A 23144-nucleotide genomic window follows, 5' to 3' on the forward strand; every position below is an offset into this window, starting at 1 on the left:
GAAGCTGCCCCTGAGTTCAGATGGTCCAAATGATTTACGCTGTGGCAGCGGGGAGAGCTTGAAATGACGGATTATCGTCGCCTGACCGGGGCGTTCATCGCGGCGCTGGGCCTGGTCCTGACCACCTCATACGCCTCCGCCCAACAGCCCGACCGCGGCGATGAGCCGGGGCTGGTCGCCGACGACGCCTATCAGCTCGAGCCGGAATGGCAGAAGCAGGTGGTCTACTTCCGCACCACCGAGACGCCGGGCACCATCATCATCTCGACCGCTGAGCGCCACCTCTACCTGGTGCAGCCGGGCGGGCGCGCGATCCGTTACGGCATCGGCGTCGGCCGCGACGGCTTCCAGTGGCAGGGGCTGGTGAACATCACAAACAAGAAGGAGTGGCCGGACTGGACGCCGCCGCCGGAGATGATCCAGCGACAGCCCTATCTGCCGCGCTTCATGGCCGGCGGCCCCGGCAATCCGCTCGGTGCCCGCGCCATATATCTCGGCACCACCGTCTACCGCATCCACGGCACCAACCGTCCTGATACGATCGGCACCAAGGTATCCTCGGGCTGCTTCCGTCTCGTCAACCATGACGTCGCCGATCTCTACGATCGCGTCCCGGTTGGCACCAAGGTGGTCATCCGACAGAAGCCCGAACTCTGATCTTCCTCGCCTTAGCGAATAGTCCTTTTCCCGATTATTTCGAGAGAGCAACATGATGCGCACTTTTCGAGGCGGCCTGCTGATCGGGCTCGCCGTTGCCGTACTGGTCGGCGCCCTGGCGGTGATCTATGAGTTCTACGATACTCGCACCCTGAAGCGCACCGTTCGCCGCGGCGAGGTGCTGTGCGGCGTCAACAAGGGCCTGCCGGGCTTCTCGATCCCCGATGACAAGGGCAACTGGACCGGATTCGACGTCGATTTCTGTCGCGCGGTGGCAGCCGCCATCTTCAACGATCCCGGCAAGGCCAAGTTCGTTCCACTCGACGCCAGCGAGCGCTTCAAGGAATTGCAGAGCCGCAAGGTGGACATCCTCTCGCGCAACTCGACCTGGAGCATGGCGCGCGAGCTCGACTATGACCTCTATTTCCCGGCGGTGGCCTATTACGACGGCGCCGGCTTCATGCTGCCGCGTTCACGCAACAAGGAGACGTCGCTGGACCTGACCGGCAGCAAGGTCTGCGTGCAGGCTGGCACGACAACGCTGCTCAACGTCGCCGACTACTTCCGTGCCAACAACATGAAGTATGAAGAGGTGAAGTTCGACAAGCTGGATGACGTGGTGAAGGCCTACGACTCCGGCAAGTGCGACACGCTGAGCGCCGACGTCTCGCAGCTCTACGCGCTGCGGCTCAATCTCTCCAAGCCCGGCGACCATATGATCCTGCCGGACATGATCTCCAAGGAGCCGCTCGCACCCGTGGTGCGCCAGCGCGACGACGACTGGATGATGATCGTGAAGTGGACGCTCTACGCGATGATCAACGCCGAGGAGCTCGGCGTGAGCTCGGAGAACATCGACGAGGCGCTGAAGTCGAAGAAGCCGGAAGTGATGCGCCTGGTCGGCACCGAGGGCAATTACGGCGAGCAGCTCGGCCTCACCAAGGACTGGGTCGTCCGCATCATCCGTAACGTCGGCAATTACGGCGAGATGTACGAGCGCAACATCGGCGAGAAGTCCAAGCTGAAGATCCCGCGCGGCATGAACCAGCTATGGAATGCCGGCGGCGTGCAGTACGCGCCGCCGATGCGGTAAGGGCGGTCTAACCGCCGTCATTGCGAGCTTGGGTCAAAGCTCGCACCACGTTCTCAATCGTCATGCCCGGGCTTGTCCCGGGCATCCACGTTTTTGAGGCACCGCAAGAACGTGGATGGCCGGGACTAGCCCGGCCATGACGGAGCTTGGGGCAGGCGCTCTCCACACTCTCAACTGTCATCGCCCGGCTTGACCGGGCGATCCAGTATTCCGAGACGTCAATCGTATGCGGACAGGCCGCGGCGTACTGGGTCGCCCGGTCAAGCCGGGCGACGACACCGCGTGTGAGGCGCGCCCCTCGCGCCTCACATCCACTCGCCTCAATACCCCCGCGCCCTTGCCAGCTGCTCGGTGTGGTAGTTCGCATCGCCGAACAGCTCCTCGCACACCCTGGCGCGCTTCATGAAGAAGCCGATGTCGAACTGGTCGGTCATGCCCATGCCGCCATGCATCTGCACGCCCTCCTGCACCGCGCGCGTGGCGGTGGTGCCGGCGCGGGCTTTTGCCACGGCGACGCTTGATGCGGCCTTGGCGACGTCGGCATCGAGTGCCTGGAGCGCCTTCATCGTGGCGGCGCGAGTGATCTCGATGTCGACATAGAGCTCGGCGGCACGGTGCTGCAGCGCCTGGAATTCGCCGATCAGCTTGCCGAACTGCTTTCTGTTCTTGAGGTACTCGACGGTGCGGTTGAAGACTTCTTCGCTCAAGCCCACCATTTCGGCGGCGACCGCGCCGCGGCCGATGTCGAGCACGCCGTCGAGCAGCGCTGCACCCTGATCGACCTCGCCGAGCACGCTATCGGCGTTGACCTCGACATTGGCAAGCTCGATCCGTGCCGCGTTGTGCGCATCGACCATGATGGTGCGCTCGATCGCAACGCCCTTGGCCTTGGGATTGACCAGGAACAGCGTCAGCCCTTCACGCTCGCCGGCGGCGCCAGCGGTACGCGCCGCGACGATGAAGAGGTCCGCGACGTGGCCGTCGACGACCAGCGCCTTGGCGCCGGAGAGCTTGAAGCCGTTGCCGGCGCGCACCGCCTGGAGGCTGGTCTGAAGCGGGCGATGCTTGGCACCTTCGTCGATCGCGAGCGTCGCGAGCAGCGAGCCGTTGGAAATTTTCGGCAAGAATTCCGACTTCTGCGCGGCATTGCCGCCGCGATTCAGGGCCGAGGCCGCGACCACGCTGGTGGCGAGGAAGGGCGACGGCATCAAGGTGCGGCCGATCTCTTCCATCACCACACCGGCTTCCACGAAGCCGAGACCGCTGCCGCCGAACTCTTCCGGCACCAGGAGGCCGGCAAAGCCCATCTCGGCGAAGGAATGCCACAGCTCCTTGGAGAAGCCGGTCGGGTCCTTGTTGTCGCGTAGGGATCGCAGGTGCGACACCGGCGCCTTGTCGCTGATCAGCCCGCGCGCGGAGTCGCGGAGCATCGATTGTTCTTCGGTGAGGACGAGGGCCATGTGCGTGTTTCCGATTCGAAAATCTACTTTTTGTTCGTCATTCCGGGATGGCCCGTAGGGCCAGGCCCGGAATCCATAACCACGATCGGGAGTATGGATTCCGGGCTCGCGCTTCCGCCTTCGCTCTTCGAGCTTCGGCGGACAAGTCGCGCGCCCCGGAATGACGGGCGGGTGGTGAGAGCGTGCTCACGCCCCCGGCAAATCCAGGATGCGCTTGGCGACGATGCCGAGCATCACCTCCGTCGTGCCGCCCTCGATCGAATTGGCCTTGGTGCGCAGCCAGGCGCGCGGGCGGGCACCCTGCCTGGAGCGCTCGCTCTCCCATTCCAGCGCGTTGACGCCACCGGCCGACATCAGGATCTCGTGGCGGCGCTTGTTGAGCTCGGTGCCGTAGTACTTCATCGCGGACGAGAACGCCGGATGCGCCTGGCCGGCCTTGGCGAGATCGACCGCGCGTTCGGCGCAAGCGGCGAGCGCGGCCTCGTCGACGTCGAAGCTCGCGATCCGGCCGCGCAGCATGGAATCGTCGAGCTTGCCTTGTGCATCGGTGCCGACGGAATCCGCCGCGATCTGGCCGAGCGGCCGGCCGACGCCGCGCTCGCCCATGCCTGATATCATCGCGCGCTCATGCTGGAGCAGATATTTTGCGACGTCCCAACCGCGGTTGACGGTGCCGACCACGTGCGACTTCGGCACGCGGACACCGTCGAAGAAGGTTTCGCAGAACGGCGAATAGCCGGAGATCAGTAGGATCGGCTTGGTCGTCACGCCCTTCGAGGCCATGTCGAACAGGATGAAGCTGATGCCGTCGTGCTTCTTCGCCGTGGGATCGGTGCGGACGAGGCAGAAGATCCAGTCGGCATAGTCGGCGTAAGACGTCCAGATCTTAGAGCCCGTGATGACGAAATCGTCGCCGTCGCTCTCGGCGCGGGTCTGGAGCGAGGCGAGATCGGAGCCGGCGTTCGGCTCGGAATAGCCCTGGCACCAGCGGATCAGGCCCGCCGCGATGTCAGGCAGGTGCTCCTTCTTCTGCGCCTCGTTGCCGTATTTGAGCAGCGCCGGCCCCAGCATCCAGATGCCGAAGCTCGACAGCGGCGGACGCGCGCCCATCCTGGCCATCTCGGCGCGCAGCACCTTGTGCTCGGCAGCGCTGAGGCCACCGCCGCCATATTCCCTAGGCCAGTCCGGCACGGTCCAGCCCTTGTCGCGCATGCGCTCGAACCAGATGCGCTGCGGCTCGGACGCGAATTTCGTATTGCGTCCGCCCCAGAACACGTCGGTATCAGAGGTCACCGGCTTGCGCATCTCCGGCGGGCAGTTGGCTTCCAGCCAGGCGCGCGTTTGCTCGCGGAATTTCTCAAGATCGGCGGGTTCAGATTCACTCATGGTCGTTTCCATCAATCAAAAAGACTTGTTGGGCGCGACTCTGAGCCATCGCACCGTGGAATTCAACCACTTCCGCGGCGCTGCATTCGGCTATAGTCGCCGCCACGGCGAGCTTGAAAACAAAGAGGAAATAACAATGCGCCTGAAACTACTTTCGCCTGGCGAAATGAACGAGAGCCAGCGGCAGACCTATGACGAGTCGATTGCCGGCAAGCGCGGCAAGCCGCCGGCGCCGATGATGGCCTGGCTCAACAGCCCCGACATGGCCCGTCACGCCACGCGGCTCGGCGAAGTGCTGCGCTACGACACGATATTCCCCGCCAAGCTTTCGGAGATCGCGATCCTGGTGACGGCGCGGCACTGGACTGCGCATTACGAATGGTATGCGCATAAGCGCCTGGCGCTCCAGGGCGGCATGGATCCTGAGATCATCGACGCGATCCGCGATCGCCGCACGCCTGTCTTCGACGATCCCAAGGGCAAGATGATCTACGACGTCGCGAAGTCGCTGCATGAAGGCCATGGCGTCGAGAAGGGCCTCTACGATGCAGCGGTGAAAGTCCTCAGCGAGCGCGGCGTGGTCGAGGTGATCGGGCTGTGCGGCTATTACACTATGGTGTCGATGACGCTGAACACGTTCGAGTTCGAGCTGCCGGAGGGCGAGGTGCCGGAGCTCTCATAGTTTCGTATCCGGAAACGATGGGTTTCGGGATAGGCAGGTAGCACTGTCCCGATGCCCGCCTTATCTGGAGTTGGTCAACGGAGCAGCACCATGTCGCAAAGCCCAGCCGTCCATGCCGGCACAAGGATCGGCCACGTTCATCTCAAGGTCGCCGATCTCGATCGTGCGCTCGGCTTTTACTGTGGCGTGCTCGGCTTCGAGCTGATGCAGCGCATGGGCTCGGGCGCGGCGTTCATCTCGGCCGGCGGCTATCATCACCACATCGGGCTCAACACCTGGGAGAGCAAGGGCGGCTCGCCGCCGCCACCGGGCACGACGGGCCTCTTCCACACCGCAATCCTCTATCCGACGCGGCCGGCGCTGGCGGATGCGCTGCATCGCGTGCTCACGGCCGGCATTGCGCTCGACGGCGCCAGCGATCACGGTGTCAGCGAAGCGCTGTATCTGCGCGATCCCGACGAGAACGGCGTGGAGCTGTATTGGGACAAGCCGAAAGAGCAATGGCCGCTCGGGCCGGATGGCAAGCTTGCGATGTTCACGAAGCGGCTGGATGTCGAGGCGTTGCTGAAGCAGCGCGAAGCTTAAATACCGCTCTCTCCTCGTCATTGCGAGGAGCGAAGCGACGAAGCAATCCAGACTGTCTCCGCGGAAAGATTCTGGATTGCTTCGCTGCGCTCGCAATGACGGAGTGTGTGGAGGCGCCGTCGCGGCTCTAGGCGACCTTTGACCGCGGCTTCCCCCGCACCATGATCAGCGCCGCAGCCGCCACCTCCAGCGCGATACACAGATAGAACGGCAGCGTATAGCCGCCAGAGAGATCTCGCAGGAAGCCGACGACGCCCGGGCCGAACGCATAGGTCACCTGGTTGATCGCCGTATTCAGGCTGATCAGCACGCCGAACGAGGCGGAGTCGAATTCCTGCTGCACGATCAGCGACGGCAGCGTGATGAGATTGCCGACCGAGAAGCCGAACACCGCGCAAGCCGCGATCAGCGCATAGTCGTTGTGCAAATTGATGACGACGCAAAGCGCCGCGGCCTGGCTGAGGAACGACAGTGCCGCGGCCAGCCGCTGGTTGAGGCGGTCGATCACCATCGAGAACAGCACCCGGCCGATCACCGCCATCGCGGTCAGCACCGCGACCGCCACCGCCGCGCGCTCGCGGCCGATCACGGGATCGAGGAACGAGATCAGGTGCACGATGAAGCCGACCTGCGCGAACAGCACCAGCGCGAACGCAATCGTCACCGTGAGGAAGCCGACATCGCGCAGCGCCCATGCGCGGATCTCCGTCGACGATTGCGGCCTGGCCTTCGCCGTCGCGTGCCAGCCGTGAAGATCGGGCGGCCGACCGACGAGAAGGAGGATCACCGGCAGCAGCAACACCAGCATGGCGCCGGCGGCGGCGTACATCGCGCTGGCAAAGCCGACATGGCCGATCAGGGTCACCAGCAGCGGCACGCCGACGATGCCGCCGAAGCTGGCGCCGTTGAGCGCAAGGCTGATCGCCATGCCGCGCTTCTGGTCGAACCACAGGCTGATCGTGTTGGTGATCATGGCGAGACTGGTGCCGGCCCAGCCGAAGGCGAGCACGGCGTCGGCGAGATAGAGCTGCCAGGGCTCGCGCACCGCGCCGATCGCGACCGCGGCCGCCGCCATCGCCAGCGTGCCGGCGATCAGGCAGAGCCGCGGGCCATATTTTCTGACGGCCTCGCCAACGAAGACGACGAGCAGCGCACCGAACAGATAGAAGAACGTCGTGCCCGAGGAGATCAGCGAGGCCGGCCAGCCCCGCGCGCGCTGGAGCTCGGCGACATAGACGCTCTGGCCGTAAAAGCCGAGCCCCCAGCCGAAGGTCGCGAGCAGGAAGCAGACCGCGACGATGCGCCAGCCTTCGTAGCGGAGCGCGGATTCGTCGATTCGGGGCTGTTGAGGATTGTCGAGCATTTGCCGCCTACTCCGTCATGCCCGGGCTTGTCCCGGGCATCCACGTTCTTTCTTCGACGTCCCGAGACGTGGATGGCCGGGACAAGCCCGGCCATGACGCAGCATCTATTATCTCACCTCAGAAAATCACTTCGACCTGGATCGAACTATCAACGCTGCTGACAGCCTCCTGCCAACTCAGATCGCATCCGGGAATTCGCCCATCGCTGCGTCCAGCCGCGCCTTGCGGCGGCGGGCCCAGGACGCCAGCGAGAGCACGGCGAGGCCGAGCACCACCGGCGGGAATACCACCATGTTCACCGCCGACCAGCCGTAATTCGCCAGCAGCTGGCCGGAGGAGAACGAGCCGATCGCCATCATGCCGAACACCAGGAAATCGTTGAAGGCCTGCACCTTGTTGCGCTCCTGCGGACGGTGCGTCTCGAGCACCAGCGCGGAGGCGCCGATGAAGGAGAAATTCCAGCCGACACCAAGCACGATCAGCGTGGCCCAGAAATGCATCGCGGTGAGGCCGGAGAGGCCGATGCCGGCGGCCACGGCCTCCAGCAGCAGGCCGGCGGCGACGATCTTGGGCGCACCGAAACGCGCAATCAGCGCGCCCGTGAAGAAGCTCGGGCCGTACATGGCGACGATGTGCCATTGAATGCCGAAATTGGAATCGCTGACACTGAGGCCGCACATCTTCATGGCGAGCGGCGCCGAGGTCATCACCAGGTTCATCATGGGATAGGAGATGACGCCGCACAAAGCGGCCGCGATGAAGCGCGGCTGGGTCACGATGTCGAGCAGCGGCCGGCCCCCGTGCAGATCTGCCGGTGCCGGCTTCGGCATGTCGACGCCGGCGACGATGCCCATCGCGATCAGCGCGACGGCGGCCTGCACCAGGAAGCTGAAGGCGAACAGATAGGGCGACCAGACGTCCATGGTCCATTGCACGAGTTGCGGACCGAGCACGCCGGCGAACACGCCGCCGGCCATCACCCAGGACACAGCTTTCGGCCGGTAGGCCGCGCTCGCGCCGTCGGCGGCGGCGAAGCGATAGGATTGCGCCACCGCGCCGTAGAGCCCGCCGAGGAAGGTCGCGACGCAGAACAGCGCGAACGACGCATGCAGAATCGCAAACGAGCCGCACAGGCCGGTGAGCGCGCCCAGACCCGTGCCGACGATGAAGGCCGCGCGGCGGCCGAAGCGGCGCGAGATCGCGCCGGTCGGCAGCGTGCCGGCGGCGAGCCCCAGCACATACATCGAGATCGGCACGGTCGCGAACGACATGTCGGGCGCGAGCGTCGCGCCGACGATCGAGCCGGTGGCGAAGATCACCGCCGAGTTGGCGCCGGTCAGCGCTTGCGCCGCGGCAAGGCGCACAACATTGGCACGCACGCGGGCGTCGGCAGCGATTTCGTGGGCTGTAGTCACGTCTAACATCGGCATTTCCGCCCCAAGGGGCTCACAAGAGCCTTGTTGATTCCCGGCACTATGGAGGGGCGTGGGAGGGCGGGCAACCGGCGCAAACGGGCGCAGGCCATGCCCCTGACGCAATCGGGCGGATGATACCGGCCCGCGCTATTGACGGCTTGCGCTCGATCAAATCCTATCCGCCGCGACCTCTGGGAGTATCGTTCATGTCCGTCGACGACCGGCCCACGCTCAGCGCTCCCGACGACGATCCCTGGCTCTGGCTGGAGGAGATCGAAGGCAAGCAGGCGCTCGATTTCGTCGCGCGGCAGAATCAACTGACGCTCGCCGCGTTCGGGGGCGCGGCCTTCGAGCGCGACCGCGATGTCCTCGCGGCGATCTACGATCGTCCCGACAACATCCCCTATGTCAGCCGGCGCGGCAGCGATCTACACAATCTCTGGAAGGATGCCGCCAACCCGCGCGGCCTGTGGCGGCGAACCACGCTGGCGGAATTTCGCAAACCGCATCCGGCGTGGGAGATCATGCTGGACATCGACCAGCTCGCGGCGAGCGAAGGCGAGGACTGGCTGCTGAGCGGGATCGCCACGATGCCGGGACACTCGCGGGCGATTCTGAGCCTGTCGCGCGGCGGCAGCGACGCCGTCACCTTGCGGGAATTCGACCTCGACACGAAGAGCTTCGTTGCGGACGGATTTACGCTGCCGGAGGCCAAGGGCGGCGTGGACTGGATCGATGCCGATACGCTGCTGCTGTCGAGCGCCCATGGCGAGGGCATGGCGACTACTTCCGGATATTCGCGGACCGTTCGCGTGTGGCAGCGCGGCCAGCCTGTCGATCAGGCGCAAACGATCCTCGAGACCACTGCCGATCACATGGCGATGTCGGGCATGGCCGACGACACGGGACCGGCGCCGCGGGTCTGGATCGTCGACCAGATCGACTTCTTCAATCACGCGATCTGGCTGCGCGATGCGGCCGGCACGACGACGAAGCTCGATCTGCCGACCGGCATCTGGATGCAGGCCCATGGCGACTGGTTCGCGATGAAGCTGCGCAAGGACTGGCAGGTCGCGGGGCGTACCTATGCCACCGACACCGTGCTCGGCATCTCGCTCTCCGCGTTCCTTTCAGGCCACCGCGATTTCGCGGTCCTGTTCGAGCCGGCGCCGCGGCGCGCCCTGCAAGGCCTGTTCTGGGCGGGCGGCAAGCTGGTGCTGTCGATCCTCGACGAGCTCAGGCCGCGCTTCGAGATCTGCACGCCATCAGCGACGGGCTGGAGCCGCGAGACGCTTCCCGGCCTCCCCGAGATCGGCGTCGTCGATATCTGGCCGCTCGATCGCCATCCGTCCGAGAGCAATGGCGACTTGCTCGCCAATGTGCAGGACCCGCTCACGCCGCCGTCGCTGCTGTTGCTGGAGCGCGGCGTCGCAAGCCCGACCGTGCTGAAGCAGGCGCCGAAGACGTTCACCGCCGACGGCCTCGTGGTCACACAGCACGAGGCGATCTCGATCGACGGCGAGCGCATTCCCTATGTCCAGACCGGTCCCGCTGGCGAGACCGGCGATGCGCCGGTCTATATGAGCGCCTATGGCGGCTTCGCCCATGCGGTGAAGCCGTACTACAACCCCTCGCTCGGCAAGCTATGGCTCGAGCGCGGCGGCACCATCGTGCAGGCGAATTTGCGCGGCGGCGGCGAGTTCGGCACGCGCTGGCACGATGCCGGGCGCCTCGCCGGCAAAAAGCTCTCGCATGACGATTTCGCGGCCGTGGCCGCCGATCTCGTGCGCCGCGGCGTGACGCAGCCAAAGCGGATCGCGGCGCAAGGCGGATCGAACGGCGGCATCCTCATCACCAACATGCTGGTGCGCTACCCCGAGCGCTTCGGCGCGCTGTTCTGCACCATTCCGCTGATCGACATGCGCCGCTACACAAAACTGCTCGCGGGCGCGAGCTGGATCGCGGAATATGGCGACCCTGATAAACCCGAAGAGTGGGAGTGGCTGAAGACCTACTCGGCCTATCACAACGTGAAGGCCGGCCAGTCCTATCCGCCGATCCTGATCGCCACGACACGGCGCGACGACCGCGTTCATCCCGGTCACGCGCGCAAGATGGCCGCAAAGCTGCAGGCGATGGGCTACGAGGCCTGGTTCTACGAGCCGGAGGCCGGCGGCCACGGCTACGGCAAGGACAACAAGGAGCGCGCGGGGTTCGAGGTGATCGGCTTCCGGTTCTTGAAGGACAGGATCGGGTGGAAGGATGAAGGCTAGCGTTCGGGCGCTGACGCTTCCGCATCGTCATGGCCGGGCTTGACCCGGCCATCCACGCCTTACCCCACCGCACGAAGAACGTGGATGCCCGGGACAAGCCCGGGCATGACGAACTCCTAGCGCGAAAACACCAGCGTGAGATTGTTCGCCGGCATCTCGATCGTATCGACGAGGCTCAGCCCCGCTCCGCGTGCGAGCGTCTCGACGTCGCTGATATCACGCACGCCCCATTCGGGATTGCCTTCGCGCAACGAGGTGTCGAACACGGCATTGCTGAGCGCGGTGTGCTTGCCGTCGCGCTTGAACGGGCCGTAGAGGAACAGCTTGCCGTCGGCCCTCAAGTAACGGCCGGCGCCGGCGAACAGGCCCTCGGCCACGCTCCACGGTGCGATGTGGATGACGTTGGCACAGAACAATGCGGCAAGACTCGTCGGGCCCTGCCCGCTTCGCATCTCCGGGCACCAGTCAGGGTCGGTGAGATCGATCCGCAGGGGCGAGCGGATGTTTTGCAGGCCCGAATGAACGCGCCAGGCCTCGATGCTCTTGAGGTGGCGCTGGTTGAGGTCGCTCGGCCACCAGATCATGCCGGGCGTGTGCTGCGCGAAATGGACCACGTGCTGGCCAGTTCCGCTGCCGAGCTCCACGACGTTGCCGGTCAGGCCTGCGAGATGCTTTTCCAGCGCCGCCCAGAGCGGCTCGTGATTGCGATGAAATGCCGGTGCATCGAGCCGCCCATCCGACTCGACCCGTCCGCCGTCCCTGCCAAATTCGACGACATATTCAGCCAATTGAGGTCCCCTTGAAAAAACGAGAACGGGAAAAAAACACGATGGGCGCCCAAACGCCCCGAAAACAGCCGGCCAGCACCCCTGGCCCGAATCCGCCGGACAAATAAGCTCTTTAGTTGCAATGCGGAAGATATTAACTCCATTTTGCCGCGCGCATAGTCTTGATTGTCAGCCGATGCCCTTTGTGCTTTGGAACACTATATTTCCGCGAACGAGATCATCGACATAACGCCTCGGAATGACACCTTGACCGCCTTTCCACGGACGCCCGTCCTTTACGTCCTGCTGGCGATCGCCGCCGGCCTTGCCGCAGGCCCCGCGCGGGCGCAATCCGCCGTGGCTGACGGTCAGAAGCTCGCCTTCGACCGCGGCAAGGGCAATTGCCTGACCTGCCACGTCATCAAGGGCGGCGACCTGCCGGGCACGATCGGACCGGAGCTGAAGGACATCAAGTCAAAATACCCTGATCGCAACGAGCTGGTCGCGATCATCTTCGACGAGACCAAGCGCAATCCGCAGACCATGATGCCGCCGTTCGGCCGGAACCGGATTTTGACCGAGCAGGAGATCAGCGCGATCGTTGATTTCCTCCAGACCCTGTGACCGCCGGCACGCCAAGAGAATGTCCAGGAGATTCGAGATGACCATCACCACCGGCCCTCATCCGACGCGGCGCCTGATCCTTCAGGGCGCAGCCGGCGTCGCGCTGCTCGGCCTCGGCAACCTGCCGTTCGCGCCCGCGCGTGCAGCGGCCAACGACAAATATCCGGAGGAAGCATTCAAGCAGAAGAGCGAGGCGGACGCGATCAAGGCGCTCTACGGCAAGACCGCCGAGCCGTCCGACAAGGTCAAGCTCGACGCACCCGAGATCGCCGAAAACGGCGGCGTGGTGCCGATCTCGGTGACGACGACGCTCGACAAGGTCACCTCGATCTCGTTCTTCGTGGCCGAGAATCCGAGCGCGCTCGCGGCGAGCTACAAGATTCCCGATGGCACGATCCCCGCTGTCGCCAACCGCCTGAAGATGGCCAAGACCACCAACGTGACCGCGATCGTGGAAGCCGACGGCAAGCACTACAGCGCGACCAAGGAAGTCAAAGTCACAGTCGGCGGCTGCGGCGGTTAGGAGAATTTAGATGGCATCCAGCATTCGCGTCCGCGCCACGGCCAACGGCGACATCACCGAGGTGCAGGTGCTGATCCAGCACCCCATGGACACCGGCCTGGTCAAGGACGCCAAGGGCGAGGTGATTCCGGCGCACTTCATCCAGCGACTGAAGTTCGAATGTAACGGCAAGGATGTCTTCGTCGCCGATTGGGGCACCGCGGTCTCGAAGGACCCCTACGTCAAGTTCAGCTTCAAGGGCGCCAAGAAGGGCGACGACCTCAAGGTCTCCTGGACCGACAACAAGGGCGGGTCGGACACGACCACTGCGAAGATTTCGTGATGAATGTCCGCTTCTGTCTCCTGCTTGGTTCGGTGAGCGCCGCGCTGGTCGCGTTCGCCCTCACCTCGCCGCGCGTCATCGCGGCCGACAAGGTCGATCCCGTTGCCGATGCGAAAGCGTTCCAGAACTTCTTCTTCCAGAAGTTTCCGACCGTGAAGCACGAGGATTTCGTCAACGGTCCTTATTCGATGAACGAGGACATGAAGCGGCAGTGGCAGGAGGAGGAATTCCCGCCCTACGAGTTCGCGCTCGACGCCGGCAAGGAGATGTTCGCGACCCCGTTCAAGAACGGCAAGACCTATGCCGACTGCTTCCCGAACGGCGGCATCGGCATCCGCCAGAACTATCCTTACTTCGACACTGGGGAAGGCAAGGTCGTCACGCTGGAGCTCGCGCTCAACCGCTGCCGCGAGGCCAATGGCGAGGCGCCCTATTCCTACGTCAAGGACGAGATGGCCTCGCTGACCGCCTACATGGCGTTCACCTCGCGCGGCAAGCCGATGGACATCAAGATTCCCGATGATCCCCGCGCGCTCGCCGCGTACGAGAACGGCAAGCGCTACTTCTACACGCGCCGCGGCCAGATGAATTTCTCCTGCGCGAGCTGCCATGTGCAGAGCCCCGGCGAGCGCATCCGCGCCGAGATCCTGGCACCGGCGCTCGGCATTCTGAACGCGATGCCGATCTACCGCTCGGAATGGAGCGGGATGGGCACCACCAGCCGCCGCTTCGTCACCTGCAACAGCCAGACCCGCGCGGTTCCGCTGGAGCCGCAGGCCGATGAATATCGCGACGTCGAATATTTCCTCTCCTACGTCGCCAACGGCCTACCGATTTCCGGGCCGGGAGCGCGGCCATGAAGCTGTCACTTCCTCTCGCCATGTTGCTCGCATTGAGCCTCGCGCCAGCAGCGCGCGCGGCAAACGAGGCGGACTACAAGGCGGCCTATGCCGCTGCGGAGGCCGCCTCCAAGGAGGCAGCCGGCATGCGCAACCAGTGGACCGTGACCGTATCTGCGCTGGCGGCAGCCAAGAAGGCGGCCGACGGCGGCGATTTCGACCGCGCGGTTGCCGCTTCGAGGGAGGCCGAGGCGCTGGCGAAGGCCTCGATCTTCCAGGCGACGTCAGAAAAAGAGGCGTGGAAGGCGATGGAAATCCGCTAGACTAAAAATCTCGTGGAACCGTCGAATTGCCGTTGAGAGGCGCGGAGAATTTCTGGATGGCCATCCGCCGCCGCGATTTCCTGAAGAGCACCGCTGCTGTCGCCACATCGCTCAGCCTGCCGCGGCTCGCGCGCAGCGCCGAGACTGCGAGCATTTACGACCTCGAGCGGTTCGGCAATGCGCGCATCCTGCACACCACCGACACGCATGCGCAGCTCAACCCGGTCTATGTCCGCGAGCCCAGCGTCAATATCGGAATCGGCGAGATGGCGGGACGGCCGCCGCATCTGGTTGGCCGCGCTTTCCTCGAACGGTTCGGGATCCGCTCCGACAGCGCCGATGCGTATGCCTTCAGCTGCTTCGAGTTCGAGAAGTCGGCGGGCCGCTTCGGCAAGCTCGGCGGCTTCGCCCATCTGAAGACGCTGATCGATCGCTTGCGCGGCGATGCCGGCGAAAAGCACTCCGTGCTCGTCGACGGCGGCGACCTCTGGCAGGGCACCGGGCTTGCCAACATCATGCAGGGCCGCGACATGGTCGAGGTCGCCAATCTGCTCGGCATCGAGGCGATGACCGGGCACTGGGAATTCACCTATGGCGAGCAGGCGCTGCGCGACAATCTCGAGCGCTTCAAGGGCGAGTTTCTGGCGCAGAACGTCTTCCTGACCGAGGAGGCCGCGTTCAACGACGCCCCCGCCTTCGACAAGGCGAGCGGGCGCGTGTTCAAGCCTTCGATGATCAAGGAGCTCGGCGGCCATCGTGTTGCGATCATCGGCCAGGCCTTCCCCTATGTGCCGATCGCGCATCCCAAGCGGTTCACGCCGGACTGGACTTTTGGCATCCGCGAGGAGGAGTTGCAGAAGCATGTCGATGCCTTGCGCGGCACCGAGAAGGTCGATGCGGTCGTCCTGCTGTCGCACAACGGCATGGACGTCGATCTCAAGCTCGCGAGCCGCGTCACCGGCATCGACGTCATCCTCGGCGGCCATACCCATGATGCGATTCCGCAGCCCATCGCGGTGAAGAACGCGAGCGGCACGACGCTCGTCACCAATGCCGGCTCCAACGGAAAATTTCTGGGCGTCCTCGATCTCGCGCTCGACAAGGGCAAGGTCGGCGATGTCAGGTACCATCTGCTGCCGGTCTATTCCGAACTGCTGAAGCCCGACCCTGGCATGGCCGAGCTGATCGGCCGGGTGCGCGCGCCGCATGTGACCGACTGGTCGGAGAAGATCGCAACGCCCGACCGCCTGCTGTATCGCCGCGACAATTTCGCCGGCCCGGTCGACGAGCTGATCTGCACCGCGCTGCGCAGCGAGCTCGACGCCGAGATCGCGCTGTCGCCGGGCTTCCGCTGGGGCGTCACCGCACTGTCAGGCCAGCCGCTGACCATGGAGGATGTGCTCGCCGAAACCGCGATCACCTATCCCGAGACCTATGTGCAGGAGATGACCGGCGCCCAGATCAAGGAGGTGCTGGAAGACATCTGCGACAACCTCTTCAACCCCGATCCCTATTACCAGCAGGGCGGCGACATGGTGCGCGCCGGCGGGCTCAGCTACACCTGCACGCCGACGGCTGCGATCGGCAGCCGCATCTCCGAGCTGAAGCTCAATGGCGGCAAGGCGCTCAGCGCGAGCAACCGCTACAAGGTCGCGGGCTGGGCCTCGGTCAACGGCCAGCAGGGCGCACCGGTGTGGGATGTCGTCGCCAAATATCTGCGCTCGGGCCGGATGTTTCAGGAGCGGCTCGGCTCCGGCGTGACGCTGAAGGGCGTCGAGGGCAATCCAGGCATTGCAGGACAGGGATGATGCGATCGCAAATCTGTTGCGCGATGCTGCTGGCGGCGCTCGCCTTCGCCGCCACGCCATGGGCCTCGGCGCAGCAGGTGCCGCTCCAGGACAAGCCGTTCGCCGAGCACAAGATCGTGCTTCAGCTCTCCGACGGCGATGCGAAGAAGCACGCGCTGGTGCTGAGCGTCGCCAACAATCTCCTGAAGGCCTACGATCCGGACAAGGTCGCGATCGAGGTGGTGGCGTTCGGTCCCGGCATTGATCTTCTGTTCACCGGCAGCGAGCGCCGCAAGCAGGTCGAAAGCCTGATCGTGCAGGGCGTGCGCTTCGATATCTGCCTCAACATGGTCGACACGATCGAGCGGGAGACCGGAAACCGGCCGGAGTTCATCCCCGCTGCGACGCCGGTGCAGGTGGGCGTCGGGCAGATCCTGTTCCTGGCGGAGAATGGGTACACGGTGGTGCGGCCGTAGGGGTGCCCGGAGTTTGTGGCACGTCCCTGCAACACACTCACTGTCATCGCCCGCGAAAGCGGGCGATCCAGTATTCCAGAGACAGCGAGGGGTACGGAGAAGCCGCGGCGTACGGGATTCCCCGCCTTCGCGGGGAATGACAGCGGTGGGTGGGGCAACACCATGGCGTCCCTGACGGCTCTCGGGCGCGCAATCCGGCTCTGCCGATCCGGCCGCGGCCCCACCACGCAGAACAAAAATCTTCTAACTTTTCTCGTCTACACAGTGAATTGCTTCTCTTTCCAGCCTCTGGCGTAGTAGAATCCTCGAAACCAGTTCCACGCCGGGTCTTGCCATGATCTTTCGCCAGCTCTTCGACAGCGTTTCGGGCACCTACAGCTATGTCCTCGCCAGCCGCCCCGGTGGCGAGGCGCTGATCCTCGATCCCGTGCTGGAGAAGGTCGACCGTTACTGCCAGCTGCTGCGCGAACTCGACCTCAAGCTGGTCAAGGCGGTCGATACCCATCTGCATGCCGATCACGTCACCGGGCTCGGCGAGCTGCGCGACCGCACCCATTGCATGACCGTGATGGGCGACCAGACCAAGGCCGACGTTGTGGCGATGCGGGTCGCCGACGGCGACAAGGTGACGATCGAGGGCCTGTCGCTCGACGTGATGTACACGCCCGGCCACACCGACGATTCCTATTCCTATCTGATGGGCGACCGCGTCTTCACCGGCGACACGCTTCTGATCCGCGGCACCGGCCGCACCGATTTCCAGAACGGCTCGTCGCGCGCGCAATACGAGTCGATCTTCAATCGCCTGCTCAAGCTGCCGGACGAGACGATGGTGTTCCCGGCGCATGACTACAAGGGCGACACCGTCTCCACCATCGGCGAGGAGAAGCGCTACAATCCGCGGCTCCAGGTGCGTTCGGTCGACGAATATATCGAGCTGATGGCGAACCTGAAGCTGCCCAATCCGAAGATGATGGACGTCGCGGTGCCCGCCAACATGCATGTCGGCCTGCATCAGGAGGAGCTGGAGAAAGAGGGCCGTGCAGTCAGCGCCGTCGAGGCGATCCGCTCGCTCGGCCGTCCCGATATCCTCTTGGTCGATCTGCGCGAGACCAATGAGCGGATGAAGCACGGCATGCTCGAAGGCGCGCTGCATACGCCCTACCCGTCCGTTGAAGACAGTCTGAAGCCCGGCGGCATGCTGCGCGAGGTCGCGGCCGCCACCGGCCGCCGCGTCGTGTTCTTCTGCGCCTTCGGCGAACGCTCGGCGATGGCTGTCGCCGCCGCCAAGGAAGCCGGCCTTTCCAACACCGCCCACATCGCCGGCGGCATCGATGCCTGGAAGAAGGCCGGCGGCCCTGTGGTGCACTGACGCCCCCTTCTTGCGGTAAGTCAGGAACCGCACATATTTTCGGGGTAGAAGCGGATGACGCATCACCATCCGGGATCACCCATGGCCAAGATTGGCAAGCCGGGCAAGCCGCCCAAAGTCGCTGATGACAAACAAGCGGACAAAAAGGCGAAGAAGCCCTCGCCTCCGCTCGACGACGACGATTACGACGACGGCGACATCGCGACGCCGAAACGCGACCGCTACGGTTCGGATGACGAGCCGTTGTGAGGGATGTGAAGCTCGCCCCACCCTCTCATGTCGTCCCTGCGAACGCAGGGACCCATACCGCGTGATATCTCAATTGTGATAGGTCGCCGTACCGAACGGCGATCCTCCGCCAAACTCCTCCCTGTGGCTATGGGTCCCTGCGTTCGCAGGGACGACAGCGAGGACAGCGCCCCACCCGCGCTACCTGCCATGCGCCTGCGTTCATGGACAAATAACCGCTCTCCCCGATAGTTTGCGCTCCCTTTAGGACGTGAAACGGAACTGCAATGGTCGACGTTCTCGCCGCACCGCAACAAGGCAAGGCGGACAGCGCGCTGCGCACGCTGACCGGGATTTCGATCGCGCATTGGGTCAGCCATTTCCATCTGCTGGTCCTGCCGATGCTGTTTCCGTTCCTGAAGAGCCAGCTCGGCGTCGGCTATATCGAGCTCGGCTTCGCGCTCACCGTCTCTGCGGTCGTATCCGGCCTGACGCAGGCGCCGACCGGCTATCTCGTCGACCATTTTGGCGCGCGCAAGATCCTGCTGGGCGGGCTCGCGCTCGGCGGCTTCGCGCTGATCCTGCTCGGCCTGCACCTCAGCTATGCCTCGCTGATTGCCTGCGCGGTGCTGCTGGGTCTTGCCAACAGCGTCTACCACCCCGCTGACTACGCCATCCTGGCCGAGCATATGGACGAGGCGCGGATGGGCCGTGCCTTCTCGGTCCACACCTTTGCCGGCTATCTCGGCGGCGCCGTGGCGCCGGCAATCGTCGCGGCGCTCGTCACCGTCTCCGGCGGTACGGGTGCGCTGATCGCGTCGGGCGCGATCGCCGTGCTGGTGGTCCTGCTGCTGATCGTCATGAACATTCCCGATGCCGGCGCGCACAAGACCAAGCCGGGCAACGCGAACCTGCCCAAGCAGGCCGTCATCACGCCGGCGCTGATCACGCTCACCGCGCTGTTCATGCTGCTTAGCCTGTCGGTCGCAGGCATCAACAATTTCGGCGTGGTGGCGCTGATGAGCGGCTACGGCGCGTCCTACTCCGCCGCCAACGTGGCGCTGACGGCGTTTCTCGGCTCCAGCGCTGTGGGCGTGCTCGCGGGCGGCTTCCTCGCTGATTACACCGAGCGCCATGGCTATGTCGCAGCCGCCTGCTTTGCCGCAAATGCGCTGATCGTGCTGCTGATCGCGCTGGTGACACTGCCGGGCTGGGCTTTGACCGTCACGATGGCGACTGCGGGCTTCCTCTCCGGCGTGATCGCGCCGTCGCGGGACATGCTAGTGCGCAACGCAGCGCCTCCCGGTGCGGCGGGCCGCGCCTTCGGCATCGTCTCCACCGGCTTCAATCTCGGCGGCATCGTCAGCCCGCTGCTGTTCGGCTGGATCATGGACCAGAGCGCGCCGCACTGGGTGTTCGGGGCGTCCGTGATCTTCATGGTCGCGACCGTGGTGCTGTCGCCGTTCACGGAGCGGAAGCCTGCCAAGGCGTAGCCAAGAATTCAGTCGTCGTCCCTGCTAAGAGCAGGGACCCATAACCACAGGGAGCAATCGTCGCGCGAAGCTGGTCACTCCGAGTCTTCGCAACACTACTCCCTGTGGTTATGGATCCCGGATCTGCGCTTCGCTTGTCCGGGACGACGGATCGAGAAACGCAAAACAACAAACGGGAAGAAACACCATGAGTACCCCTGATCTCGTGATCCGCGGCGGCACCGTCGCGGATGGAAGCGGCGGCGAATTGTTCGAGGCGGATGTCGCCATCACCGCCGGTAAGATCACCGAGGTCGGGAAGATCTCCGCGAAGGGACAGGAAGAGATCGACGCGCGCGGCAAGCTCGTCACGCCCGGCTTCGTTGACGTCCACACTCATTATGACGGCCAGGTCACCTGGAGCCAGGACATCACGCCGTCGTCGCAGAACGGCGTCACCACGGCGATCATGGGCAATGCGGCGTCGGCTTCGCGCCGTGCAAGCCCGCCGACCACACCCGCCTGATCCAGCTGATGGAGGGCGTCGAGGACATTCCGGAGCCCGTGCTGAGCGCCGGCATTCCCTGGGCGTGGGAAAGCTTTCCGGATTACATGAACTGGCTGTCGAAGCGCGATTTCGACATCGACGTCGGCGCGCAGCTGCCGCATGCGGCGCTACGCGTCTATGTCATGGGCGAACGCGGCGCGCGCCGCGATCCCTCGACGGCCGAGGACAACGCGGCAATGGCGAAGCTCGCGGGCGAGGCGGTGCGCTCGGGCGCGCTGGGCTTCTCGACCTCGCGCACGCTCAACCACCGCACCTCGACCGGCGATTTCACGCCGACGCTGAAGGCCGGCGAGGACGAGCTCACCGCCATTGCCGGCGCGATGCATCGCGAAGGCCGCAGCGTGCTGCAATTCGTGCTCGACCTCTCCACCCTCCACGAAGATCTGCCGATGATGCTGCGGGTCGCCGACAGCACAAAGTGCCCGATCTCGTTCTCGATCACGCAGAACGACAAGGCGCCAAACCGCTGGCGCCAGACGCTGGACGAGATCAATGCGGCCGCACAACGCGGCCTCTCCATCACCGCGCAGATCGCGGCGCGCCCGGTCGGCCTGCTGCTCGGGCTGGAGCTGTCACGCAATCCGTTCCAGACCCATCCGAGCTACAAGGCGATCGCGCATTTGCCCTTGAAGGAGCGCTTGGCACGGCTGCATCAGCCGGACGTGCGTAAGGCGATCCTGAGCGAGACGGCGACCGCGACCGATGATCCGCTGTTCTTCCGGCCCAACTACGACAAGATGTTTTTGCTCGGCGATCCCCCCGATTACGAGCAGCCGCCGGAGAACGCGCTGGGGCCGCAGGCGCGCAAGCAGGGCCGCCAGCCGGAAGAGCTCGCCTACGAGGCGATGCTGTCGGATGAGGGCCGCGGCATGCTCTACGTGCCCTTCCTCAACTATGCCGACGGCAATCTCGACGCGACGCGCGAGATGCTGATCGATCCGCAATCGGTGCCGGGCCTCTCCGACGGCGGCGCGCATTGCGGCATCATCTGCGACGCGAGCTTCCCGACCTATCTGCTGACGCACTGGACGCGTGACCGCACGCGCGGCGAGAAGCTCACGATTCCCTTCGTGGTCGCCGCGCAGTCGCGCAAGACCGCGCTGTCGGTCGGCCTCACCGATCGCGGGCTGGTTGCTCCCGGCTATAAAGCCGATGTCAATGTGATCGACTACGACCGGCTGCATCTGCATCCGCCGAAGGTGCATTACGATCTGCCGGTCGGCGGGCGGCGGCTGTTGCAGGATGTCGACGGCTATGACGCGACGATCGTGTCGGGCGTGGTGACGCGGCGGCAGGGCGAGGCCACGGGAAGGCGACCGGGGAAGTTGATCCGGGGTGCGCAGGGGATGCAGTAGCGAAGATTGCGAGTGAGGCGCGAAGACCGCGCCTCACATTCAGTGTCGTCCCTGCGAACGCAGGGACCCATAGCCACAAGAAGTGGTTGTGGAGCTAGGCTGGTAACTCCGAGTCTTCGCCAAACCACTGCCTGTGGTTATGGGTCCCGGATCTGCGCTTCGCTTGTCCGGGACGACAGTTGTGGTTGTGGCCGGCAGCGTCGCCCCCTTACGTCGGCGACACCGCGCCCTTCAGTGCCGCGGCCTGCGGAGCCGCACCACGGGTCAGCCTGGCCTTTTCCGTGTTCGGCCAGAGCAGCATCAGACCGATGACGCCGGAGCCGACCATGACCACCGCGTTGATGGTGAAGCCGGTCAGGTAGCCGTCGACCATGTTACCGGCGCGCTGGATCACGCTGCCCATCACGTTCGGCGCGATGATGCCCGACAGCGTGTACAGCGCGCCGTAGATCGCGATGACCGCGCCGCGCTGCGACGCCGGGGTGAACTCGCCGAGCATCGGCGGGCAGACGACGTAGATCGCCCCGCACAGGCCGGAGCCGACGACGAGCAGCGCGATCTGCAGGCCAGCACCCTGCACATGCGCCATCATCGCCAGGATCAGGCCGCCGATGATCAGCGGCACCGAACCGAGCACGCCGCGCGAGATGCGCGTCGTGTAGCCGCGCGCCATCATCACCTGCGAGACCCACCCCGTGAGGATGACGACGGTCGCGCCGAACACCCAGGGCAGGATCGAGACGTAGCCGGCCTGGCTCTGCGAGAAGCCCAGGCCCTTGACGATGAACGGCGTAAACCAGGTGAGGCCGAGCGACAGCGCCCAATAGGCCCCGAAGGTCGCGATCACGCAGCCGAGGAAGGTGCGCGAGGTCAGCAGCTGCACATAAGGGATTTTCGGCTCGGTGACGGCGAGAACCTGCGTATCCTCGAGCGGGCCTTCCTTGCCGAAGGTCAGCCAGGCACAGACCCAGAGCAGGCCGACAACGCCAAGCGCGCCGAAGGCGTAGTGCCAGGAGTGATTGACGATGACCCAGTTCAACGCCGGCACGGCGAGGATGACGCCGAAGGCCGAGCCTTGCGACAGGATCGCGGTCGGCAGCGTGCGCTTCTCGTCGGGGAACCATTTGTAGATGGCGTGGGCTGCGACCGAGAAGGCAGGTCCTTCGCCCGCGCCGAGCACGATGCGGCAGATCAGGAGCGTGGTGAACGAGACGGTGCCCACCATCGGGAACTGCGCCAGCGCCCAGATCACCGCCAGCGTCAGCAGCACCCAGCGCGTCGGCACCTTGTTGACGATGAAGCCGACCACGATGGCCGAGATCGAGAACAGGAAGAAGAACGAGGAGCCGAGCAGGCCGAATTGCTCGGCATCGAGCTTCAGGTCGGTCATGATCGGCACGCCGGCGAGACCGACGACGATCTTGTCCGCGAAGTTCACCACCATGAAGAGAAAGAGGAGAAAAGTGACGGTCCAGGCGCCCTTCGGCGTTGCCTTGGTTTCCCCTGCCGTCCTGCCCGCAACGTCGGGCGTTCCCTGAGCGCTCATCAATCTCCCCGTATGTCTTTTTGTCGG

21 protein-coding genes and 1 pseudogene are annotated in these 23144 nt (G+C 64.8%); 16 read left to right on the top strand and 6 right to left on the bottom strand.

The window, feature by feature from the left end:
• Window positions 1-63: 63 nt before the first annotated feature.
• Both J4G43_RS50805 and J4G43_RS50810 read left to right on the top strand, forming a co-directional pair.
• Entirely contained in the window at window positions 64-657 is a 594-nt protein-coding gene (locus J4G43_RS50805) for a L,D-transpeptidase (RefSeq protein WP_208083567.1), read from the top strand.
• 55 nt (window positions 658-712) lie between these two features.
• Window positions 713-1750 carry an amino acid ABC transporter substrate-binding protein gene (locus J4G43_RS50810; RefSeq protein ID WP_063985936.1) on the top strand — a complete coding sequence of 346 codons (1038 nt, stop codon included), beginning with the start codon at window positions 713-715 and terminating at the stop codon, window positions 1748-1750.
• Window positions 1751-2070: 320 nt separating this feature from the next.
• Here the strand turns inward: J4G43_RS50810 and J4G43_RS50815 are convergent, their stop codons facing one another.
• Window positions 2071-3210 carry an acyl-CoA dehydrogenase family protein gene (locus J4G43_RS50815; RefSeq protein WP_208083568.1) on the bottom strand — a complete coding sequence of 380 codons (1140 nt, stop codon included), beginning with the start codon at window positions 3208-3210 and terminating at the stop codon, window positions 2071-2073.
• A gap of 186 nt (window positions 3211-3396) precedes the next feature.
• Entirely contained in the window at window positions 3397-4596 is a 1200-nt protein-coding gene (locus J4G43_RS50820) for an acyl-CoA dehydrogenase family protein (protein WP_208083569.1), read from the bottom strand.
• Between the two features lie 136 nt (window positions 4597-4732).
• Between J4G43_RS50820 and J4G43_RS50825 the strand changes: the two genes are divergently transcribed.
• Together J4G43_RS50825 and J4G43_RS50830 are read left to right on the top strand one after the other, a co-directional pair.
• The gene (locus J4G43_RS50825; RefSeq protein WP_063985937.1) at window positions 4733-5278 is read left to right on the top strand and encodes a carboxymuconolactone decarboxylase family protein; all 546 of its coding nucleotides are present in this window, start codon (window positions 4733-4735) and stop codon (window positions 5276-5278) included.
• Window positions 5279-5368: 90 nt separating this feature from the next.
• Window positions 5369-5863, top strand: coding sequence for a VOC family protein (locus tag J4G43_RS50830; RefSeq protein ID WP_028155211.1), 495 nt, complete (start codon window positions 5369-5371; stop codon window positions 5861-5863).
• A gap of 127 nt (window positions 5864-5990) precedes the next feature.
• Here the strand turns inward: J4G43_RS50830 and J4G43_RS50835 are convergent, their stop codons facing one another.
• The gene (locus J4G43_RS50835) at window positions 5991-7226 is read right to left on the bottom strand and encodes an MFS transporter (protein ID WP_208083570.1); all 1236 of its coding nucleotides are present in this window, start codon (window positions 7224-7226) and stop codon (window positions 5991-5993) included.
• A 177-nt stretch (window positions 7227-7403) separates the two neighbouring features.
• Entirely contained in the window at window positions 7404-8651 is a 1248-nt protein-coding gene (locus J4G43_RS50840; protein WP_208083571.1) for an MFS transporter, read from the bottom strand.
• Between the two features lie 197 nt (window positions 8652-8848).
• On the opposite strand from J4G43_RS50840, the gene J4G43_RS50845 reads away from it, so the two are divergent.
• Window positions 8849-10915 (top strand): prolyl oligopeptidase family serine peptidase, encoded by a 2067-nt coding sequence (locus J4G43_RS50845; RefSeq protein ID WP_208083572.1) that lies wholly within the window; start codon window positions 8849-8851, stop codon window positions 10913-10915.
• Between the two features lie 116 nt (window positions 10916-11031).
• Here J4G43_RS50845 and J4G43_RS50850 read toward each other — a convergent pair whose 3' ends face one another.
• A complete protein-coding gene (locus J4G43_RS50850; protein ID WP_208083573.1) occupies window positions 11032-11703 on the bottom strand; it encodes a DUF938 domain-containing protein in 672 nt (223 codons plus the stop codon).
• Between the two features lie 246 nt (window positions 11704-11949).
• Between J4G43_RS50850 and soxX the strand changes: the two genes are divergently transcribed.
• The 11 genes and pseudogenes from soxX to J4G43_RS50905 all read left to right on the top strand — a co-directional run bounded on the left by soxX (window position 11950) and on the right by J4G43_RS50905 (window position 21571).
• Entirely contained in the window at window positions 11950-12306 is a 357-nt protein-coding gene (gene soxX, locus J4G43_RS50855; protein WP_028151969.1) for a sulfur oxidation c-type cytochrome SoxX, read from the top strand.
• Between the two features lie 37 nt (window positions 12307-12343).
• A complete protein-coding gene (soxY, locus tag J4G43_RS50860) occupies window positions 12344-12829 on the top strand; it encodes a thiosulfate oxidation carrier protein SoxY (protein ID WP_208083574.1) in 486 nt (161 codons plus the stop codon).
• Window positions 12830-12839: 10 nt separating this feature from the next.
• Window positions 12840-13151, top strand: coding sequence for a thiosulfate oxidation carrier complex protein SoxZ (soxZ, locus tag J4G43_RS50865; RefSeq protein ID WP_028151967.1), 312 nt, complete (start codon window positions 12840-12842; stop codon window positions 13149-13151).
• Window positions 13151-14011 (top strand): sulfur oxidation c-type cytochrome SoxA, encoded by an 861-nt coding sequence (gene soxA, locus J4G43_RS50870; protein ID WP_208083575.1) that lies wholly within the window; start codon window positions 13151-13153, stop codon window positions 14009-14011. Before soxZ ends, soxA begins: the two co-directional genes overlap by 1 nt.
• Window positions 14008-14313, top strand: coding sequence for a hypothetical protein (locus J4G43_RS50875; RefSeq protein WP_208083576.1), 306 nt, complete (start codon window positions 14008-14010; stop codon window positions 14311-14313). The genes soxA and J4G43_RS50875 overlap by 4 nt, the downstream gene beginning before the upstream one ends.
• 56 nt (window positions 14314-14369) lie before the next feature.
• Complete coding sequence (soxB, locus tag J4G43_RS50880; protein WP_208083577.1) at window positions 14370-16121, top strand: thiosulfohydrolase SoxB; 1752 nt, start codon at window positions 14370-14372, stop codon at window positions 16119-16121.
• The gene (locus J4G43_RS50885) at window positions 16118-16576 is read left to right on the top strand and encodes a DsrE family protein (RefSeq protein ID WP_208083578.1); all 459 of its coding nucleotides are present in this window, start codon (window positions 16118-16120) and stop codon (window positions 16574-16576) included. Before soxB ends, J4G43_RS50885 begins: the two co-directional genes overlap by 4 nt.
• A 334-nt stretch (window positions 16577-16910) precedes the next feature.
• A complete protein-coding gene (locus J4G43_RS50890) occupies window positions 16911-17948 on the top strand; it encodes an MBL fold metallo-hydrolase (protein WP_085403993.1) in 1038 nt (345 codons plus the stop codon).
• 81 nt (window positions 17949-18029) lie between these two features.
• Window positions 18030-18197 carry a hypothetical protein gene (locus J4G43_RS50895; RefSeq protein WP_208083579.1) on the top strand — a complete coding sequence of 56 codons (168 nt, stop codon included), beginning with the start codon at window positions 18030-18032 and terminating at the stop codon, window positions 18195-18197.
• Between the two features lie 266 nt (window positions 18198-18463).
• Complete coding sequence (locus J4G43_RS50900; RefSeq protein WP_208083580.1) at window positions 18464-19669, top strand: MFS transporter; 1206 nt, start codon at window positions 18464-18466, stop codon at window positions 19667-19669.
• Window positions 19670-19856: 187 nt separating this feature from the next.
• Window positions 19857-21571, top strand: a pseudogene (locus J4G43_RS50905) (N-acyl-D-amino-acid deacylase family protein).
• Window positions 21572-21779: 208 nt separating this feature from the next.
• Here J4G43_RS50905 and J4G43_RS50910 read toward each other — a convergent pair.
• Entirely contained in the window at window positions 21780-23117 is a 1338-nt protein-coding gene (locus J4G43_RS50910) for an MFS transporter (protein WP_208083581.1), read from the bottom strand.
• Between the last annotated feature and the right edge of the window lie 27 nt (window positions 23118-23144).

Origin of the sequence: Bradyrhizobium barranii subsp. barranii (assembly GCF_017565645.3) — a bacterium.
GTDB classification, from domain to species: domain Bacteria; phylum Pseudomonadota; class Alphaproteobacteria; order Rhizobiales; family Xanthobacteraceae; genus Bradyrhizobium; species Bradyrhizobium barranii.

Excerpts from the sequence above, each read along its gene's own strand:
- J4G43_RS50805 (WP_208083567.1), top strand. The coding sequence starts at position 64 with ATGACGGATTATCGTCGCCTGACCGGGGCGTTCATCGCGGCGCTGGGC.
- J4G43_RS50810 (WP_063985936.1), top strand. The coding sequence starts at position 713 with ATGCGCACTTTTCGAGGCGGCCTGCTGATCGGGCTCGCCGTTGCCGTA.
- J4G43_RS50815 (WP_208083568.1), bottom strand. The coding sequence starts at position 3,210 with ATGGCCCTCGTCCTCACCGAAGAACAATCGATGCTCCGCGACTCCGCG.
- J4G43_RS50820 (WP_208083569.1), bottom strand. The coding sequence starts at position 4,596 with ATGAGTGAATCTGAACCCGCCGATCTTGAGAAATTCCGCGAGCAAACG.
- J4G43_RS50825 (WP_063985937.1), top strand. The coding sequence starts at position 4,733 with ATGCGCCTGAAACTACTTTCGCCTGGCGAAATGAACGAGAGCCAGCGG.
- J4G43_RS50830 (WP_028155211.1), top strand. The coding sequence starts at position 5,369 with ATGTCGCAAAGCCCAGCCGTCCATGCCGGCACAAGGATCGGCCACGTT.
- J4G43_RS50835 (WP_208083570.1), bottom strand. The coding sequence starts at position 7,226 with ATGCTCGACAATCCTCAACAGCCCCGAATCGACGAATCCGCGCTCCGC.
- J4G43_RS50840 (WP_208083571.1), bottom strand. The coding sequence starts at position 8,651 with ATGTTAGACGTGACTACAGCCCACGAAATCGCTGCCGACGCCCGCGTG.
- J4G43_RS50845 (WP_208083572.1), top strand. The coding sequence starts at position 8,849 with ATGTCCGTCGACGACCGGCCCACGCTCAGCGCTCCCGACGACGATCCC.
- soxY (WP_208083574.1), top strand. The coding sequence starts at position 12,344 with ATGACCATCACCACCGGCCCTCATCCGACGCGGCGCCTGATCCTTCAG.
- soxZ (WP_028151967.1), top strand. The coding sequence starts at position 12,840 with ATGGCATCCAGCATTCGCGTCCGCGCCACGGCCAACGGCGACATCACC.
- soxA (WP_208083575.1), top strand. The coding sequence starts at position 13,151 with ATGAATGTCCGCTTCTGTCTCCTGCTTGGTTCGGTGAGCGCCGCGCTG.
- J4G43_RS50875 (WP_208083576.1), top strand. The coding sequence starts at position 14,008 with ATGAAGCTGTCACTTCCTCTCGCCATGTTGCTCGCATTGAGCCTCGCG.
- soxB (WP_208083577.1), top strand. The coding sequence starts at position 14,370 with ATGGCCATCCGCCGCCGCGATTTCCTGAAGAGCACCGCTGCTGTCGCC.
- J4G43_RS50885 (WP_208083578.1), top strand. The coding sequence starts at position 16,118 with ATGATGCGATCGCAAATCTGTTGCGCGATGCTGCTGGCGGCGCTCGCC.
- J4G43_RS50890 (WP_085403993.1), top strand. The coding sequence starts at position 16,911 with ATGATCTTTCGCCAGCTCTTCGACAGCGTTTCGGGCACCTACAGCTAT.
- J4G43_RS50895 (WP_208083579.1), top strand. The coding sequence starts at position 18,030 with ATGGCCAAGATTGGCAAGCCGGGCAAGCCGCCCAAAGTCGCTGATGAC.
- J4G43_RS50900 (WP_208083580.1), top strand. The coding sequence starts at position 18,464 with ATGGTCGACGTTCTCGCCGCACCGCAACAAGGCAAGGCGGACAGCGCG.
- J4G43_RS50910 (WP_208083581.1), bottom strand. The coding sequence starts at position 23,117 with ATGAGCGCTCAGGGAACGCCCGACGTTGCGGGCAGGACGGCAGGGGAA.